The sequence below is a fragment of the Nonomuraea sp. NPDC049486 genome, from assembly GCF_040676925.1.
In the GTDB taxonomy this organism is placed as follows: domain Bacteria; phylum Actinomycetota; class Actinomycetes; order Streptosporangiales; family Streptosporangiaceae; genus Nonomuraea; species Nonomuraea ferruginea.
The window spans coordinates 39,688-57,905 of sequence record NZ_JBFAPV010000018.1 but is presented as its reverse complement, the minus strand read 5'-3'; the positions used below and the strand labels follow the sequence as shown (position 1 = coordinate 57,905).

11 protein-coding genes are annotated in these 18,218 nt (G+C 72.4%); 7 read left to right on the top strand and 4 right to left on the bottom strand.

From position 1 onward, the window contains the following. Complete coding sequence (locus AB0K05_RS37790; protein WP_364235809.1) at positions 1–3,078, bottom strand: amino acid adenylation domain-containing protein; 3,078 nt, start codon at positions 3,076–3,078, stop codon at positions 1–3. Beyond that, complete coding sequence (locus AB0K05_RS37785; RefSeq protein WP_364235806.1) at positions 3,069–9,311, bottom strand: amino acid adenylation domain-containing protein; 6,243 nt, start codon at positions 9,309–9,311, stop codon at positions 3,069–3,071. The genes AB0K05_RS37790 and AB0K05_RS37785 overlap by 10 nt, the downstream gene beginning before the upstream one ends. Before the next feature lie 408 nt (positions 9,312–9,719). On the opposite strand from AB0K05_RS37785, the gene AB0K05_RS37780 reads away from it, so the two are divergent. Beyond that, positions 9,720–10,628: a hypothetical protein gene (locus AB0K05_RS37780; protein WP_364235803.1), complete on the top strand. Its 909-nt coding sequence runs from the start codon at positions 9,720–9,722 to the stop codon at positions 10,626–10,628. A gap of 22 nt (positions 10,629–10,650) precedes the next feature. Here AB0K05_RS37780 and AB0K05_RS37775 read toward each other — a convergent pair whose 3' ends face one another. Together AB0K05_RS37775 and AB0K05_RS37770 are read right to left on the bottom strand one after the other, a co-directional pair. Next, positions 10,651–11,616, bottom strand: a complete 966-nt coding sequence (locus AB0K05_RS37775) for an S-4TM family putative pore-forming effector (RefSeq protein WP_364235801.1) — start codon at positions 11,614–11,616, stop codon at positions 10,651–10,653. A gap of 151 nt (positions 11,617–11,767) precedes the next feature. Beyond that, the gene (locus AB0K05_RS37770) at positions 11,768–12,325 is read right to left on the bottom strand and encodes a TetR/AcrR family transcriptional regulator (RefSeq protein ID WP_222708951.1); all 558 of its coding nucleotides are present in this window, start codon (positions 12,323–12,325) and stop codon (positions 11,768–11,770) included. A 72-nt stretch (positions 12,326–12,397) separates the two neighbouring features. Here AB0K05_RS37770 and AB0K05_RS37765 point away from each other — a divergent pair, with 72 nt between their 5' ends. The 6 genes from AB0K05_RS37765 to AB0K05_RS37740 all read left to right on the top strand — a co-directional run bounded on the left by AB0K05_RS37765 (position 12,398) and on the right by AB0K05_RS37740 (position 18,210). Then, positions 12,398–13,375: an alpha/beta hydrolase gene (locus AB0K05_RS37765; RefSeq protein ID WP_271276752.1), complete on the top strand. Its 978-nt coding sequence runs from the start codon at positions 12,398–12,400 to the stop codon at positions 13,373–13,375. After that, positions 13,372–13,674: a hypothetical protein gene (locus AB0K05_RS37760; RefSeq protein WP_271276751.1), complete on the top strand. Its 303-nt coding sequence runs from the start codon at positions 13,372–13,374 to the stop codon at positions 13,672–13,674. Before AB0K05_RS37765 ends, AB0K05_RS37760 begins: the two co-directional genes overlap by 4 nt. A gap of 101 nt (positions 13,675–13,775) precedes the next feature. Then, a complete protein-coding gene (locus tag AB0K05_RS37755; RefSeq protein WP_364235798.1) occupies positions 13,776–14,543 on the top strand; it encodes an ABC transporter ATP-binding protein in 768 nt (255 codons plus the stop codon). After that, positions 14,528–16,348 (top strand): hypothetical protein, encoded by a 1,821-nt coding sequence (locus AB0K05_RS37750; protein ID WP_364235796.1) that lies wholly within the window; start codon positions 14,528–14,530, stop codon positions 16,346–16,348. Before AB0K05_RS37755 ends, AB0K05_RS37750 begins: the two co-directional genes overlap by 16 nt. A 36-nt stretch (positions 16,349–16,384) precedes the next feature. Next, entirely contained in the window at positions 16,385–17,593 is a 1,209-nt protein-coding gene (locus tag AB0K05_RS37745; protein ID WP_364235794.1) for a sensor histidine kinase, read from the top strand. Then, complete coding sequence (locus AB0K05_RS37740) at positions 17,590–18,210, top strand: response regulator transcription factor (protein WP_148031737.1); 621 nt, start codon at positions 17,590–17,592, stop codon at positions 18,208–18,210. The genes AB0K05_RS37745 and AB0K05_RS37740 overlap by 4 nt, the downstream gene beginning before the upstream one ends. Positions 18,211–18,218: the final 8 nt, after the last annotated feature.

The window sequence follows — 18,218 nt, the reverse complement described above, 5'->3', positions numbered from 1 at the left end:
TCAGGTCTCCATCAGGGCCGCGGCCTCCTCGTCCGACAACGCGTCGATCTCGGCCGCCAGCCGCTCCTCCACCGCCGCCGCCAGCCCGCGGACGGTACGGGTCAGGAAGAGGATGTTGAGCGGCAGCTCGATCTCCACCTCCGAGCAGATCCTGGCGACGACCCGGGTGCCGAGCATGGAGTGCCCGCCCAGGTCGAAGAAGTCCTCCTCCACGCCGAACCCGTCCCGGTGCAGCACCTCGCTCCAGATCTCGTACACCAGCTCCTCCGCGGCCGTCCGCGGCAGGAGGGCTTCGGCGGCGGGCGCGGGGACGGGGGCGGGCAGGGCGGAGCGGTCGAGCTTGCCGTTGGGCAGCCTGGGGAAGGAGCCGACGGCCAGGTAGAGACTGGGGACCATGGTGGAGGGCAGCCGGTCCTGCAGGTAGGCGCGCAGCTCGGCCACGGGCGCGTGCTCGTCCACGTACGCCACCAGGGCACGGCCGCCCGGCGCGTCGTCGCGGACGGCGGCGACGGCGCGGGTGACCCCAGGATGCGCGGTCAGGGCGGCCTCGACCTCGCCGAGCTCCAGGCGCACGCCGCGCACCTTCACCTGGTCGTCCACCCGGCCGACGAACTCCACGGCGCCGTCGGCCAGGCGCCGCACCAGGTCGCCGGTCCGGTAGAGGCGGGCGCCGGGCGGGCCGAAGGGGTCGGGGACGAACCGTTCGGCGGTCAGGGACGGCCGCCGGTGGTAGCCGCGGGCCAGCCCGTCGCCACCGAGCCAGAGCTCTCCCACCACGCCGGGCGGCACCGGCTCCAGGACCTCGCTCAGCACGTGGGCGGTGGTGTTGGCGACCGGGCGGCCGATGGGGACGGTCTGCTCCCCCGGCCGCGTCAGGTGGGTGAGCGACCAGATGGTGGTCTCCGTCGGGCCGTACATGTTGTGCACCTCGCCGGCCACCTCCCGCAGCCGCCGGGCGAACGCGGGGCCGAGCGGTTCGCCGCCGCTCAGCACCCGGGGCAGGCCGACCGGCAGCTCCTCGGCGATCTCCTCCAGCACGGACGGCGGCGCCTGCACGGTGCGCACGTCCGCCTCGGCCAGGACCGCGCCCAGCTTGCTGTCGGGCGGCGCCACCACCACGGCGCCGCCCGAGAGCAGCGGTCCGAAGAGTTCGAGCGCGGCGATGTCGAAGGACATCGGGGTGAGCAGGAGCATGCGTTCGGCCGCGGTGAAGGCCAGGCTCGTGACCAGGTTGACCACGCCCCGGTGCGGCACCATGACACCTTTGGGCACCCCGGTGGAGCCGGAGGTGTAGATCACGTACGCCAGATGGCCGGGCGAGACCCGGGGCAGCGGCCGGTCGTCCGGCGGGCGCTGGGCCAGGTCGGTGAGCGCGGGCACGCCGGGCAGCCGTCCGGCCAGCTCCGGCGTGGTCAGGGCGAGCGCGGCCCCCGAGTCCGCCAGCATGAAGCGCAGCCGTTCGGCGGGGTAGCGCGGGTCGAGCGGCACGTAGCAGGCGCCCGCCTTGAGCACCGCGAGCAGCGCGACCACCAGGTCGCCACCGGGCGGAAGGCAGACCGCCACCGGCGACTCCACCCGGACGCCGCGCGAGACGAGCACCCGGGCCAGCGCCGCGGCCCGCTCGTCGAGCTCGCCGTAGGTGAGCGTGCGGCCCTCGTGCGGGACGACGACGGCGGGCGCGCCCGGCGTGGCGGCCGCGTGCCCGGCCACGAGCTCGTGCAACGGCATGGAGGGGTACGGCAGCCGCGGCCCGTGCCAGGAGGTCACCGTCTCCTCCCGCCTCCCCGCGGGCATCAGCGGCAGCCGCGACAGCGGGAGGGCGGGGTCGCCGGTGGCGGCGTCGAGCAGGGCGAGGAACCCCTCGGCCAGCCGCGCGATCGTGGCGGGGTCGTACAGGTCGGTGGCGTACTCCAGCCAGCCGCTCAGATCGCCCTCGGCGTTCTGGATCTCCAAGGTCAGGTCGGTCTTGGTGGTGCCGGTGCCGATCTGGCCGCGCACGTCGTACGGCAGCTGGTTGAAGGCGACCTGGTAGAGCGGGGTGCGGGAGGGGTCGCGCGGCGGGTTCAGTTCGCTGACGATGCGGGCGAAGGGGACGTCCTGGTGGTCGAGGGCGTCCACGACGGTGGTCCGCACCCGTTCCAGCGCCTCGGCGAAGGACGGGTCGCCGCTCAGGTCGGTGCGGAGCGGGAGGGTGTTGACGAACATGCCGATGAGCGGGCCGAGCTCGGGCTGGTCACGTCCGGCGACGGGCGAGCCGATCACCACGTCGGTCTGCCCGCTCCAGCGGGCGAGCAGGGCGGCGAACGCGGTGAGCAGCACCATGAAGGAGGTGCTGCCGGTGCTCCTGGCCAGGGCGGTCACCCGCTCGGTCAGCGCGGCGGGGACGGTGAAGGGGTGGTTGGCGCCCGCGTAGCCGAGCTCGGCCGGCCGCGGCCGGTCGGTGGGCAGTTCCAGCGGCGCCGATCCGGCCAGACGCTCGCGCCAGTAGGCAAGGGACGCCTCGAAGCCCTGCTCGCGCTGCCAGACGGCGTAGTCGGCGTACTGCACGGCCAGTTCGGCGTACCGGGGCGCCCGGTTCTCGCGCAGCGCGTGGTACGCCTCGGCGAGGTCCTCGGTGAAGATCCGCATCGACCAGGCGTCGAAGACGGCGTGGTGGGCGACGAGCACGAGCCGCCACTGCCCGCCGCCGAGCCGCACCAGCCGGGCCCGCCACAGGGGCGCGTCGTCGAGGGCGAACAGCTCGGCGGCGTCGGCCGCCGCCAGGGCGGCGAGGTCACCGGGACGGTCCCGCTCGGGGCGGCCGGACAGGTCGGTGCAGGCCAGCCGCACCGTCGCCTCGGGGGCGATCAGCTGCACGACCTCCTCGCCGCGCGGCTCCAGGCGGGTCCGCAGCGGCTCGTGCCGTTCGGCCAGCATCCGCAGCGCCCGCTCGACCAGGCCGGGCTCGACCTCGCCGAGCCGTTCCAGCCGGGAGACGCCGGCGATGTTGTAGAGCGGCACGTCAGGCAGCAGGCTGGTGAGGAACCAGACGCGTTCCTGCGCGTACGAGGCGGCGAAGGCGTCTTCGGTCACAGGCATGCGCGTATCTCCCGGGTGATCGGCTCCAGCGCGCTGACCTCGCCGATCGTGGCCAGCCAGTGCCACTGGTCAAGGGCGTGGTAGAGCCGGTAGAACGCCAGCCGCTCGGCCCAGTCGGCGGGCAGGTCGCCGTACCCCTCGTAGAGGGCGCGGCGGCGGAGCGGGTCGTCGCGGACGGCGAAGTAGTCGGTGCGGGCCAGGTCCATGAGCGGGTCGCCGCCGAGCGCGTTCTCGACGTCGATGAGGCCGGTCAGCTCCCACCGGCCGGCGCGTTCTGCGACCATGACGTTGCGTTCGTGGAAGTCGTGGTGCAGCAGCACCGGCGTGGTGCGGCGGGCCAGCAGGTGGCGGTCGGCGCGCAGGCGGGCGAGCAGCGCCGCGTGCAGGCCGGGGTCGCCGCCGAACTCGGCGAAGTGGGCGGCCTTGAGCTCGAACTGGCCGCCTACGTAGGCGTCGTTGGTGGGTTCCTGTACGCCGTCGAGCGGGCCGAAGGCGGGCACCGTGACGCCGTGCACGGTGCGCAGCAGGCGGCCCATGTCGCGGTAGAGCCGCTCGACGGTCGTCCGGTCCATTCCGGCGGAGACCTGGGAGAGCGGCCGGCCCGCCACCTTGGTCATGACCAGGTACGCCTGGGGCAGGTCGCGCCTGGAGTCGTCGGCCCGGACCACGGTGGGCGCGGCCGCGCCGGTTCGGCTGAGCAGTTCGTAGACGTGCAGCTCCTTGCGCATGCGTTCGGTGAACAACCCCGGGTAGAGCTTGAAGATCAGCTCGCGGTCGCGGGTCCTGACCTCGTACACGGCGCTGATCTCGCCGCCGGTGCGCAGCAGCACCTTCTCGACCGGCTCCCCGAGCAGCTCAGCCGCCTTGGCCGCGCTGAGCGGCATGGTGAGCGCCTTGGCGAAGGCGGGAGCACTCCAGGCGAGGCTGACGACGTTGCCCGCCCGGTCCCGCAGCGCCCGCGCGCCGACCAGGTCGTCCGGGTCCGCTTCCGGCACCGCCTCGTCGAACCCGGCCAGCACCGGGATCCGCATGGCCACCAGCGCCAGGACGGCGATGCCCAGGCCCAGCAGGACGTACATGAACGCGATGCCGCGCCCCTGGCCCACGCCGATCACCACGCCGACGGTGTCGGCCAGCGCGCCGCCGGGCAGGAGCAGCGGCTCCAGCAGGCGTTCCCCGAGCGGGGCGACCACGGCCATGCCGACCGGCAGCGTCGACCAGGAGATCATCTGGTTGAACGCCATCACCCGGCCGTGGAACCGCTGCGGCACCTTCACGTGGATGATCGTCATGAAGACGCCGTTGACCACGGACAGGCTGCACCACAGCCCGAACGCGCCCAGGCCCACGGTCAGCGGCGAGGCGTACACCCCGGTGACGACGGCGAACAGGCTGAGCAGCAGGGTGCCGAGCAGCACGGCGCGCATCCGGCGGCGGCGCGGCCCGCCCCACAGCGCGACGATCACGCCGCCGAACGTGGCGCCCAGGCCCCCGACGAACGAGATGCGGCCGGCGGTGTCCAGGTCGGCGAACGACAGCACCAGCGGCGAGATCGACATCAGCACCGCGGCCAGCATGACGTTCAGCACCGCGAAGTAGAGCAGCGCGGCCCGCAGGTGGCGGTTGCCCAGCGACATGCGGAACCCGCCGGCCAGTTCGGCGGCCAGCGTCTCGCGCCGCTCCAGCGCCATCGTGGCGGGGAAGCGGATGAGCGCCAGCGCGGCCAGCACGACGGCGAAGCTGACCACGTCGATCACCAGGATGCCGCCGAGGCCGATCCCGGCCAGCAGCGCGACGGCCAGCAGCGGGGCGACGAACTGGGAGGTGCCGGCGAGCAGTTGCACCACGCCGGCGGCGTGCCCCAGATACCGCTTCGGCACCAGTTGCGGCAGCGCCGCGGTGTAGGCGAGCCGCTGGAAGACCAGCGTGATCGAGAGCAGGGTGACCAGCGGATAGATGTGCCAGGTGGCCAGGTCGCCGGTCCACAGCAGCACGCCGAACACCAGCTGCACGCCGCCTGCCAGGCAGTTGCCCAGCGCCATCATGGCTCTCTTGCCGTGCCGGTCGACGAGCGCGCCGATCAGCGGGGCGGCCAGCACGCCCGGCATGATCGCGAGCGCGACCAGCAGGGCGAAGTTCAGCAGGGAGCCGGTGGTGGTGTAGACCCAGATCGGGATGGCGAAGTCGGTCACCGCGGTGCCGACCATGGACAGGAGCTGGAACGCCGAGACGGCGAGGAACCGGCGCATGCCGGGCTCGGGCGCCCGCTTCCTGGCCTGCGGAGCCTCCTGACCGTCCGGGGCCGACGTCTCCTCGACCCACCATCCGGCGGCGGGGCCGCGGGCCTGGCGGCTCAGCTCGGCGGCCGAGCCGTACTCCATGGCGATGTGCGTGTTGGTGAGGACCTGGGCCAGGTCGTCGGCGCGGTACTTCAGGTAGTAGTGGCCGGCCTCGTCGAGGACGACCAGCGCCGTGGTCTCGGACAGGAAGTGCCACTCCCGGTAGCGCTCGCGGTAGTAGTCGGTGGCCGGATCCTGCTCCCCCACGACCGCGATGACCGGGGCGCGCAAGGGCTCGGCCCGCTCCGCCAGCATGCGGGTGAAGGCCTCCTCCGCGATCAGCGTGTCCCGCCGCTGGTTGCGGACCATGAACTTGACCTGCTCCTCGTCCAGGCCGGAGATGTCGTTGCCCATGGCCTTCATGCGGTTCTCGTACGAGCGGTCGCCCCGCAGGCGGTCGGTGCGCAGCAGCCTGCCCAGCGGCCCGGCGATCCGCCCTTCCGGACGGGCGAACGGGAAGATCGCGCCGATGTAGACCGCGGCCGGTTCGCGGCCCCGGGCCTCCAGCCGGCGGGCGACCTCTGCGGTGACGGCGCCGCCGATGCCGCAGTGACCGTACAGGGCGATGGGGCCGTCGATGCCGTCGAGGATCTCGCGTACGGCCTGCTCGATGACCTCCTCCAGCGGCATCACCGGCTCGTCGGGGCGGCCGGGGTCGTGGCCGGGGAAGGCCATCGAGTACAGCGCGCACTCCTCGGGCAGGGCGTCGGCGAGCGGCTGGTAGACCAGGGCGTTGCCGCCGCCGTACGGGAAGCAGACGAGGGTGAGCGCGGGGGTGACGCGTGAGCGGGTGAGGCGGTGCAGCAGCGCGCGCGGCCTGTCCTCGGCCGGGGCCGGCCCTTCGATGAGCTGGGCCAGGCCGCGCACCGTGGGGTGCTGGAACAGGTCCATGACGCCCACCGAGCGGCCTTCTGCCGGGGCCAGCAGCTTGCGGATCCGGGCCACCACCTGGATGGCGACCAGCGAGTGCCCGCCGAGGTCGAAGAAGTCGTCGTCGGCCCGGATGCCGGGCACGCCCAGCAGCTCGCTCCAGATCCCGGCGACGGCGATCTCGGCGGGGGTGGCCGGCAAGGCCCCGTCGCCGCTCGACCGGGTGGGGGCGGGCAGCGCGGACCGGTCCACCTTGCCGTTGGGGCTGAGGGGCATGGCGTCCAGCCGCACGTAGGCGGTGGGCACCATGTGGTCGGGCAGCAGCTCCTTGAGCCGGGCACGCAACCCGGTCGCCTCGGCATCGGTGACGACGTAGGCCACCAGGCCGTCCGCGTCGGCCACGACCAGCGCCTCGCGCACGCCCGGTTGCTCGCGGAGCACGGCCTCGACCTCGCCCGGCTCGACCCGCTGGCCGCGGATCTTGATCTGGTCGTCGGCCCGGCCGAGGAACTCCACGGCGCCGTCGCGGTGCGTCCGGGCCAGGTCGCCGGTGCGGTAAAGACGTGACCCCGCGGGCCCGTACGGGTCGGCCAGGAAGCGTTCGGCGGTCAGGCCGGGCCGGTCGTGATAGCCCAGGGCGACCTGGACGCCGCCGATGTACAGCTCGCCGGTCACGCCGGGCGGCACCGGCCGCAGCCGCGCGTCGAGGACGTGGACGCGGGTGTTCTGCACCGGATGGCCGATCGGGATCCGGCTCGCGCCCGGCACGCAGCGCCAGGCCGTCACGTCGACGGCGGCCTCGGTCGGCCCGTAGAGGTTGTGCAGCTCCACCTCCGGCAGCCGTTCGAAGAACCGGGCGGCGACGGCGACCGGCAGCTCCTCCCCGCTGCAGACCACCCTCTTCAGCGACACGCAGCGCTCGACGTCCTCTTCTTCCAGGAAGGCGGCGAGCATCGACGGCACGAAGTGCATGGTCGTCACGCCGGAGGAGACGATCAGGTCGCGCAGGTAGGCGGTGTCGCGGTGGCCGCCGGGCGCGGCGACGACCAGGCGGGCGCCGGTGATGATCGGCCAGAAGAACTCCCAGACCGACACGTCGAACCCGGCGGGCGTCTTCTGCATCACCGCGTCGGCGCCGGTCAGGCCGAAGCGCCGCTGCATCCAGTCCAGGCGGTTGACGATGGCGGCATGGGAGTTCGGCACGCCCTTCGGGCGTCCGGTCGAGCCGGAGGTGTAGATCATGTACGCGGGACAGGCGGGGGTCAGCGGCGTGTCCGGCACGTCCTCGCGCTGGAGTACGGTCTCCTCGGGCAGCAGGATCGCGGCTCGCGCGTCCCGCAGCATGAAGTCCAGGCGTTCGCGCGGATAGTCGGGGTCGAGCGGCACGTACGCGGCGCCGGACCGGACCACCGCCAGCAGACTCACGACCAGGTCGAGGGAGCGCTCCATGGCGACCGCGACCCTGACGCCCGGCCGCGCGCCCAGGTCGCGTAATCGCCGGGCCAGCTCGCCGGAGCGCCGCTCCAGCTCGGCGTAGGTGAGCCGCCGCCCGCCGAACTCCAGGGCGACGGCGCCGGGCGTGCGGGCGGCCTGCTCCTCGAACAGCTCTCCCAGCGTCCGCTCCGCCGGGTACGGCACGCTCGGCCCGGCCGAGAGGGCCAGCACGCGCTCGCGCTCCGGCCCGGTCAGCAGCTCCAGGTCCGACACCCGCCGGTCCGGCCCGGCGAGCGCGGCGCGCAGGAGCGTCCCGAACCGGGCGCCGAGCTCCTCGACCGTGGCCTTGGCCAGCAGGTTCCGGTTGTAGACGAACAGCCCGTCGAGCCCGCCGCCGCGCTCGGTCAGGAACAGCTCCAGCTCGAAGGGGGCGGCCCCGGCCGTCAGCGGGTACGGCTCCGCCGTGAGGCCCGGCCAGGCGGCGGTGTCCTCCCCGTAGCTGCGCAGCGCCAGCGCCACCTGGAACACCGCGGTACGCGAGACGTCCCGGGCCAGGCCGAGTTCGCCGACGAGCTGCTCGAAGGGCAGCCGCTGGTGCGCGAAGGCGTCCAGCGTGCTCCGCCTGACCCGGGCGAGCAGCTCGGCGAAGGTGGGGTCGCCCTCCAGGTCGGCGCGCATGGCCAGCATGTTGACGAACATGCCGATGAGCGGTTCGAGCTCGCTGCGCGGGCGCCCGCCCACCGGCGTGCCGATCGCGAAGTCGGACCGGCCGCTGTGGCGGGCGAGCAGCACCTGGTAGACGGCGAGGACGACCATGAAGAGCGTCGCGTCGTGCTCGCGGGCCAGCCTGGTGGCCGCGGCCAGCACGTCGGGGCCGAGCCTGAAGGTGTGGGAGTCGCCCTCGAAGGTGGCCACCGCGCCGCGCCTGCCGTCCAGGGGCAGCTCGATGGGCGGCACTCCGGCCAGCCGCTCGCGCCAGTAGGCCAGGTCCGCCTCGTCCGCCGGTCGGCCGCGCTGCCACACGGCGAAGTCGCCGTACTGCAGGGCGAGCGCGGGCGGCTCCTCCCCCGCGTACAGAGCACGGAGCTCCCCCGCCAGGATCTCCAGCGACCAGCCGTCACCGGCGATGTGGTGCAGGGCCACCAGCAGGACGTGGTCGTCGCCGGCCAGCCGCACGAGCAGGGCGCGCACGGGCGGTTCTGCGGCGAGATCGAAGGGCCTGGCCAGCTCGGCGCTCAGGAGCTCACGGGCCGCCGCCTCGTCCGGGGCGCTCACGCGGCGCAGCTCCACCTGCCCGGTGCCGGCCACCTCGACGCGAGGGCGGCCGTCGGGGTCGGCGCAGAATCGGGTACGCAGGATCTCGTGCCGGTCCACGACCGCTTCGAGTGCTCGGCGCAGCCGTGCGGCGTCGAGGTCCCCGCGCAGGCGCACCACGAGGGGGATGGTGTAGGCGGCCGTGCCGGGGGCGAACTGCTCCATGAACCACAGGCCCTCCTGGGCGTGGGTCAGGGGGATGTCCGCGCCGGCGGGGCGGCGTGGGATCGCGGTCGGCTTGCCGTTCGACCTGCGGCGCAGGCGTTGCTCCAGCAAAGCTCGTTTGGTGTCTGAGAGGTGGGCTCCGCCTGAGGCCGGCTCCGTCGAGGTCGCCAACGACCGCCTCACTTTCAGTGGTGAACGTCACATTAACGGGATTTGCTCACACCGCGCCGGTGAGGTCAAGCGGGTGACGCCATGAGCTGTACGACGCCAGAAAGGTCGCCGCCGCGTCGTCCGGTTGGCAGAATCCCGGCCATGGGTGCTGCCGGGAGCCGCATGGCCGTGCGAGCCTTTCTCCGAGACGTCGATGAGGCCGTGTCCGATCCGCCCCGCCCAGGGCCATGCGGGGAGCGGTTGCTCGCGGCGGCTCAGCGTCAGCTGAAGGCTCTCGGCACGTCGAGGTGGGCGCCTGTCGGCTCGGCCAGTTGCGCGACCAGCGTCGCGGGCTTCAGCGACGTCGACATGCTCGCCGTCTTCGCTGATCCGATCCGTCACGGCGCGGCCGACACGGTCCTGCCGTACTCGATCGAACAGCTCCTGGAGGCCATGGCGGCGGACCGGCCGCCGCCAGGGCCCATCAGGCCGCGGAAAGCCTACGACCTGTTCGCCGACCGCCTGGAGGCCATGGGCCCGATGTCCGGCTTCGGCCCGCTGAGACGCGCCTTCCCCGCGGTCCACTTCCCTTCGCTCACCGCTGAGCCGTCCATGGAACTGGTCCCTGGTTGCGAGGCCGACTTCCTGTGGGACTCTCCGGTGACCGCGCCCAGCTCCGGCCTGGTCGAGGTGGCGTTCCCGGCCACGGAGGATCGCTGGCTGGGCACCTCACCGGCACTGCACGAGCGCACACTCGACGCCAGTCCCGGCGGCGTCGACTACACCTGCAGGGAGGCCATCCGCATCATCAAGCTGATCAAGTACCGGCGGTCGATCCCCGTCCTGTCCTACTTCCTTGAGCTGTTCGCGCTGAGGTGGCTGGAAGGATCGCACGCGTTCGACGCCGAGAGCATCAGCCAGATCGTCGAGCAGGCCGACCTCGGCTGGCACACCAGACTTCCGGTGGGCCACCTGATCGACGACATCCCGGCGCTGCTGTCCGCGCTCGCCGGCCAGTTGGGCCGTGCGGCCGCGCAGGGTCGTCAGCTGCGGATGATCGACCTGACCACCCCGGAGCGGGAAGGGACCGTCGAAGCCTGCGACGCGACCCACGCGGTGGGCGCGGCGGAATCGTTCGAGGCCGCCGCCACGCTGGCGCACCGGGCGCGTGCCGCGGCAGACCGTGGCGACCAGGCGGCCGCGCTGTCCGCATGGAGAGAACTGCTCCGGCAGGGTGGCGTCTCCGCTTCCGGGGACGAGCCCGGTCGTTCCGGGTGAGCGTCACGCCGATGATCCCCCGCTAAGGGCTCGCCGGTTCGGCCAGGCGGCGCCGATGTCCTTCGGCCGTATCCGCGAAGTCCCGTTCGTCGTTGCCGCGGTAGTGCCGGTAGAACCACTCGGGGACGCGGCTGATGTCCTGCCGGGTGCGCAGGATCCCGTCCTGGATGTCGCGGGCCAGTTCACGCAGCCTCCGCCATTCGGCCTCGTCGATCTTCCCGGGACGTGCTTTCCGCAGCTCCGCGGTGACGAGCTTGAGCAGCCGCTCGCGCTCGGTGGCCAGGCGTTCCTGGCTGTACCAGGTTTCCAGGGCCAGTTGGTAAGCGGCCAGGGAGGGGACGAAATAGCTGACGACCACGTCCGTCATCGTGACCCCGGCGACGATCCCGGCCAGGACGCCGATGACGCACCACACGATCGCCGCCGCGAGCACGAGGCGGCCGTAGCGGCGGCGCAGCCGCGCGTCCCAGGCGAGGTTCTGCTCCTGGGCGATCAACACGTCATACGGATGGTGCACGCGATCCGTGGGGTCGTACCAGCCATCGGTGACCCGCCGATCCTTCGTGCTGCCCGGTTTGAGCTTGCGGGCCAGGCGCGAGACGTCGGGATCCGCGATCGGCTCGCCGGCGACCGCGCCGCGCCAGGGCAGGTGGAACAGGGCGGTGTCGAACATCTCCTGCAGCAACGCCCCCTGGTTGGCAAGCGAGGCCACCACCAGCCGCAGCGGGATGACGGAAATGAGAAACCACAGGAATCCGACGATCGCCACAGGGGTACGGCCGATCCCCGTCAGCGTGGTGACCACCCCTCCGGCCGCCATGGCGGCCGCCATCACCGCGCGCAGCGCCTCAGCCAACTGCCCGCGCTGGTGGCTGGCCGCGGCCGCGCGCTGTAGGCGCAACATGTCCTGGTCGAGCTGGCGCTGGTCGATCGCCCGCGCAGGCACGCCCCGCGGCGGGTTCTGGGGGCTGGCGGAAGAGCGCGTCATTCGACCGTCCGATCGCCGGATCCGCCGCGGTGTGGAGCAGGCATGCGCCCATTGTCGGCAACCGGCGAGACGCTTCCAAGTGACGAGGGCATGGCCGCTCTCACCGGTGCGCAGCCGCTCCGGCCGCCCGTGGCGTCGCCCCGTCCATCGCTCAGGGAGGCGATCCGGTGAAGTGCGGCAGGACCAGCTCGGTCAGTGTGGTGACGTCGTCGTCGGCCATCGGCTCGCCGGTCATGCCCATCCTGTGGAGCAGGGTTCCGACGACGACGTCGATGAAGAACAGGACCCGGTTCTCCGGCTCGCCGAGCGCCTCTTGGAGGGCGATCCGGTAGGGGTCCTGCAGTCGTGTGGACAGGATTGCGCGCAGGGCCGGATCGCTGACGGCGTCGCTGAACACGCCGGCGAACGCGTCGCCCACCCCGGGTTCGGCGATCTTCGCCGCGATCCAGCGGATGGCCGAGGACATGAGCTCGGCGCGACCGGCGCCTTCGAGCGGAATCGGGCCGAACGCGTCAAGGAGGCAGTCCACGATCAGCGCGCCCTTGGTCGGCCAGCGACGGTAGATCGTCGTCTTGGCGATGCCGGCCGCGGCGGCGATGCGGTCGACGGTGGCCCGCGCGTAGCCGAGTTCGTGGACGGTGCTCAGCGTGGCGGCGAAGACCACGGCGTGGACGCCGGAGCGTGGGCGACCGGGCGGTCTGGCGGTCATGGCTCCCAGGATAGCCATTTGCGCTACCATTAGTATCGATACTTCAGGTAGCGAAACACCAAGGAGCTGACATTGAGCGAGATCACCGATACGGAGCGGCCGCCGCTGGGCATCCGGTTGCTGCGTGCGCTGGGGAGGGAGCCGGACTGGCCGGCCATCACGGACGAGGAACTGGTCGCCTACCGCGAGGCGGAGAACCGCAAGCGGGCATCCCGCCTGGCACGGGTGATCACCGGCTTTCCCGACCGTGGTGCCGGCATCCGGTGGCAGGAGGTGGCGCTGCCCGGCCGTGACGTCCCGGTCCGGATCTACCGGCCGGTGGGCGCCGACCGGGCCGACCTGCCCCTGGTGCTCCACGTGCACGGAGGCGGGTTCGTGGGCACGGCGGCGCAGTGCGACTGGGTGAACAGTCACCTTGCCGCGCGCCTGCCCGCGATCGTCGTCTCGGTCGAGCATCGCCTCCTCGACCCGCGGACACCGCTGGCGGCAGCCGTCGACGACGGCTGGGACGTGCTCCGGCACGTGGTGGAGCACGCCGCCCGATGGGGGGTCGACCCGGCGCGGACCGTCGTCTTCGGGGAGAGCACCGGCGCGATGGTCGCCGCCCTGGCCGCGATCCGGGCCCGGGAGTCCGGGCTGGTCCTGAGGGCGCAAGTGCTGGTCAACCCCGCTGTCGACCTGACCTCGACCATGTTCGACCACGCCTCGATCACCCGGCATGCCCACAGCCCGACCCTCAGCCTGCCGCAACTGCGGTTGCTCCACCGGTTCGCCGTTCCGCCGGGAACCGATCCTCGTGCGCTGTCGCCGCTGTACGCCGATGATCTGGGCGGACTGGCCCCAGCGCTCGTGGTGGTGCCGACCCTTGACCCACTGGCCGATCACGGCCGCGCTTACGCCGAAAGACTGCGAGCCGCTGGGACACCCGTGCGGCTCACCGAACATCCCGGGGCGACACACGCGTTCCTCAGCATGCCGGGCGTGGTGCCGCAGGCCAAGGCCGCACGGGCGGAGATCGCCGGGTTCCTCCGGGACTCCCTCGTCCGATGACCGGCACTTGGCAGAGGACGGCCACGCTGGAGCCGGGCCGGCTGGCCTTCACCGGCGACGTCGGAACCACCGAACCGCACGCGCACGCCGCCCTCCAACTCGCCCTCAACGAGGGCCACCGCTTCCACCACCTCAAAGAGGCCGGTGTCGGCGACGTCAACTTGGGGCTGTTCACCCTGGTCTGGGAGCACCTGCTCGGCACCTTCTCCTACGACCCCGCCCGCCGTTTCACCTCCGGCGCGTGCCACACCGAACCGTCACCGCCGGAGCCCGTCGACCAGGAGCGGACGGCGACGTAGGACGGGGTCCCGGCATCAACCGATCGGTTGATGCCGGAATCCACCATCTCGCTTCCCGCCCGGACGATCCGTCGCCCCGGCCGCCGCGCGATTCTCAATGCATGCCAACACACCAGGAGCCCGCACTCCGCACCGCCGGACTCCGCAAAGTCTTCGGCGACCACGTGGCGGTCGACGACATCGACCTCACCGTCCCGGCCGGCTCCTTCTACGGCCTGGTCGGCCCCAACGGCGCGGGCAAGACCACCACCCTGGCCATGGCCGTCGGCCTGCTCCGTCCCGACGCCGGCAGCGCCGAGATCTTCGGCGTGAACGTCTGGCGTGACACCGTCCAGGCCAAGGCGCTGATCGGCGTGCTGCCCGACGGGAACGCCATGCCGGAACGGCTCACCGGCCGCGAAGCCCTCACCTACCTCGGCCTGCTGCGCGGCCTGCCCCCCGCCGTGGTCGCCGAGCGCACCGACGAACTCCTCCAGGTCCTCGAACTGGACTCCGCCGAGCGGACGCTGATCATCGAGTACTCGACCGGCATGCGCAAGAAGATCGGCCTGGCCGTGGCCCTCCTGCACGCCCCCCGCCTGCTCGTCCTGGACGAGCCCTTCGAGGCCGTCGACCCCATCTCCGCGGCCACGATCAGGACCATTCTGCGCAGGTTCGCGGGCAACGGCGGCTCAGTGATCATCTCCAGCCACGTGATGGCTCTCGTCGAGCAGATCTGCGACCACGTGGGCGTCATCTCCGACGGCCGGGTCGTCGCCGCCGGGCCGCTGGCCGACGTGCGCGGCGCCGCGACCCTGGAAGACGCCTTCGTCGGCCTCGTCGGCGCCCGCACCGGAGGAACGGAGGGGCTGGCATGGCTCACCTCCTGACCCCCGGCCCGGCCGCCATGGCGCAGCACATGATCCGCATGCGGCTGGCACTCATGCGCAACTCCCTGCGCGGCGACGACGCCACCAACCTGTACGCCGGCGTCTCGTTCGGGCTGCTCCTGGCCCTCGGAACGATCGCCGTCGCCGTGCTGTGGCCCGCCTACCTGCCCCTCACCCTGGCCGTGTGGCTCTCCGGCTGGATCTTCGGCCCCATCTTCATCGGGGGCGGCAACGAGGCCCTGCGCCCCGAATACTTCTCCATGCTCCCGGCCAAGCCGGGCCGGATCGCCGCCGCCCTGCTCGCCGGCGCTTTCGCGGGCCCCGCGCCCGCGGTCAATCTCATCGCCCTGCTGTCGCTGCCCGTGTACGGGTGGCGCTTCGGCCCGGCCGGAGTGCTCATCGGCCTGGTGGCGGCCGTCACCACGCTCGTCACGATGGTGATGATCTCCCGCGTCATCGTGGCGCTCATCGGCCTGTTCGTCAGATCCCGTGCCACCGCGGCCGCCGTCGGCATCGTGACCGGCACCGCCATCGCCCTGTGCAGCAACGGCTGGGCACCCGTCGTAGCCATGGGCGTCACCGACACCGACGCCTGGTCCGAGGTGTTCGTCCGCGTCCTGCCCTCCGGATGGGGCGTGGCCGCCATCGAGGCCCCCTGGCCCCTCGCCATCGCCATCCTGGTCGCCAACGCGGGCGTGATCGCCCTCCTCCTGGCCGCCTGGGCGGGCCTGCTGTCGCGGCGCGTCGTCTCGGCCGCACGCGGCGGTGTGCCGCCCCGCCGCGGCACGCCCCGCCCCTTCCCGGCCACCGGCGGCGCCCGCGCCGTCGCCGCCAAGGAGCTGCGCGCCTGGTGGCGCGACCTCGTCCGCATCCAGCTCCTCGCCACCGCCTTCTCCTACGCCATCGTCACCCCTCTCCTGCTCATCACCATCGACGTCTGGGTCATGGTCCCCTTCGCGGGGCTCATCGCGATCGTGATGGCGGCCGCGTCCTCGGCCAACCTCTACGGCGCCGACGGGACGGCCCTGTGGCTCACCCTCATGACCCCCGGCGCGGAACGCGCCGACGTACGCGGCCGCCAGCTGGCCTGGCTGCTCATCGTCGGCCCGGCCGCCGTCGCCCTCTCCCTGGCCGGAACCCTCGTCAGCGGCGAGACGTGGGCCTGGCCGTGGGTGCTCGGCCTGCTTCCCGCCCTCCTCGGCGGCGGCGCCGGGATCATCGTCCTGCTCGCCGTCACCTCGCTCGTCCCCGGCACCGACCCGCACAAGCGCGGCGGCAACCCGCTCAGCACCGGCGCCGACGAAACCGCCGAGACCAGCCTGGCCTGGCTCGTGCTCTGCGCGGTCCCCGCGACCGCCCTTCCCGCGGCCGGCGCCATCCTCCTCAACCCCTGGGCCGGCGTCGCCACCGGTGTGCTGACCGGAGCCCTCGGCGCCTGGGGACTCGGCAGGATCGCCTACCGCAGACTTGAGAACCACGGGATCGACCTGCTCAACCTCATGAAGCACGGCCCGGCGCCCCAGGCCGACAAACCCACCACCGCGGACCTCCCCATCCAGCACCGCATCGGTGTCATGATCTGCTACACCTTCGGCTGGCTCCCCCTGTTCCCCCAGGGACTCGTGCCCATGGTCATGAAGATCTTCGGCATCGACAACCCCGTATGGTTCCTGGCCCTGCACCTCCCGCCGATCTGGCAATGGCCCGTGATCATCTTCATGATCGCCCTGGGGCTGCTCATGTACGGCTACGCCATCCTCATCCCCATGCGCCTAAGCTCGTCCTCGTCGGTCACCAGCAGCTGAGCCGCACCCGTGCCCGAGAGGAGGGCATCGCCCCGGATGAACGACCCCTTCCCGCCCTCCACCTGGGAGCGGCGCTTCGAGCGCGCCGTCGAGGTCATCCCCTACGTCACCCTCGGTGTTTCCCTCGTCATCAGCCTGGCCTCACCCGACCAGCCCGAAGGCGGGATCCCCCGCACCTTCGCGCTCACCGCCCTGGCCCTCGCCTGGATTCTCGGCGTCCGCACCCTCCTTCCCGCCGCCGTGCGCGGACGGAGGGTGGCCGTCACCGTTCACTTCGCCGGCGTCCTGTCCACGGCCGCGCTGCTGGCCTTCCACGACCCCATCTTCGTCATCTACTGCATCTCCGGCTTCTTCCTGGCGGCCAACTTCGCCCCCTCCAAGTGGACCTTCGCCGCCGTCGCCGCCACCTCCGTCGTCCTGTACGGTTCGACGCTCGACTGGACCCAGGCCACCGTCCAGCTCATCGCCTTCCACGTGGCGATCATCGCCGTGCAGACCGTCGCCATCGGCGGCGGCCACATCCTCGGCATCAGGATCGAGGACCGGCAGCGCAAATACCGCAAAGCAGTCAGCGACCTTCAGACCGCCCTGGAGGAGAACGCCGACCTGCACGCCCAGCTCCTCACCCAGGCCCACCAGGCCGGCATCCTCGACGAACGCCAGCGCATGGCACGCGAGATCCACGACACCCTCGCCCAAGGACTGACCGGCATCATCACCCAGCTGCGCGCCGCCCAGCGCGTCAAGGACTCCGACACCCACCTCGAACTCGCGCTCGACCTCGCCCAGGACAGCCTCACCGAGGCCCGCCGCTCCGTCGCCGCCCTCCAGCCCCGCCAGCTCGAGGAAGCCCACCTCCCCGAGGCCATGACGACCCTGGCCCGCAACTGGACCCAGACCACCGGCGTCGACCTGCACGTCGAGGTGACCGGCGACCGCGTCCCCCTCAGCCCCGCCATCGAGGTCACCCTCTTCCGCGTCGCCCAGGAAGCCCTCGCCAACGTGGCCAAACACGCGGGCGCCACCCGCGCCGGCCTCACCCTCTCCTACACCGGCCCGGTCGTCCTGCTCGACATCCGCGATGACGGCACCGGCATCCACGACCCCGGCAGCAGAGGATTCGGTCTCAGCAGCATGCGTCAGCGCCTGCGCGGCGTCGGCGGCTCCCTCGAGATCGAGAGCACGCCCGGCGAGGGCACCGCCGTCAGCGCCACCGTCCCCGCGCTCCAAGGAAACGTGCTGTGATCCGCCTTCTCATCGTCGACGACCACCCCATCGTCCGCGACGGCCTGCGCGCCGCCTTCGAAGCCGAGCCCGACATCGAGGTCGCCGGCGAGGCCGCCAACGGCCGCGAAGGCATCGACCGCGCCGCCGCGCTCGGGGTCGACATCGTCCTCATGGACCTGCGCATGCCCGAGATGGACGGCGTCACCGCCATCACCGCCCTGCGCCGTTCCCACCCGCACATCAAGACCCTGGTCCTGACGACCTTCGACGGCGACTCCGACGTCCTGCCCGCCATCGAAGCCGGCGCCACCGGCTATCTCCTCAAGGACGCCCCCACCGACGAGCTTCTGCGCGCGGTCCGCGCCACGGCCGCCGGCGAGCCGGTCCTGTCGCCCTCCGTCGCGGGCCGTCTGATGGGCCAGGTGCGCAGACCGGTCAAGGCCGCCCTTTCCGACCGCGAACTTCAGGTCCTCGCCCTCGTCGCCGACGGCGCCTCCAATCGCCAGGCGGCCGCCAAGCTCTTCATCAGCGAGGCGAGCATCAAGACCCACCTGCTGCACATCTACGACAAACTCGGCGTCCGCGACCGCGCCGCCGCCGTCGGCGAGGGTTACCGGCGAGGTCTGCTCAGTTAGCGGCGGGC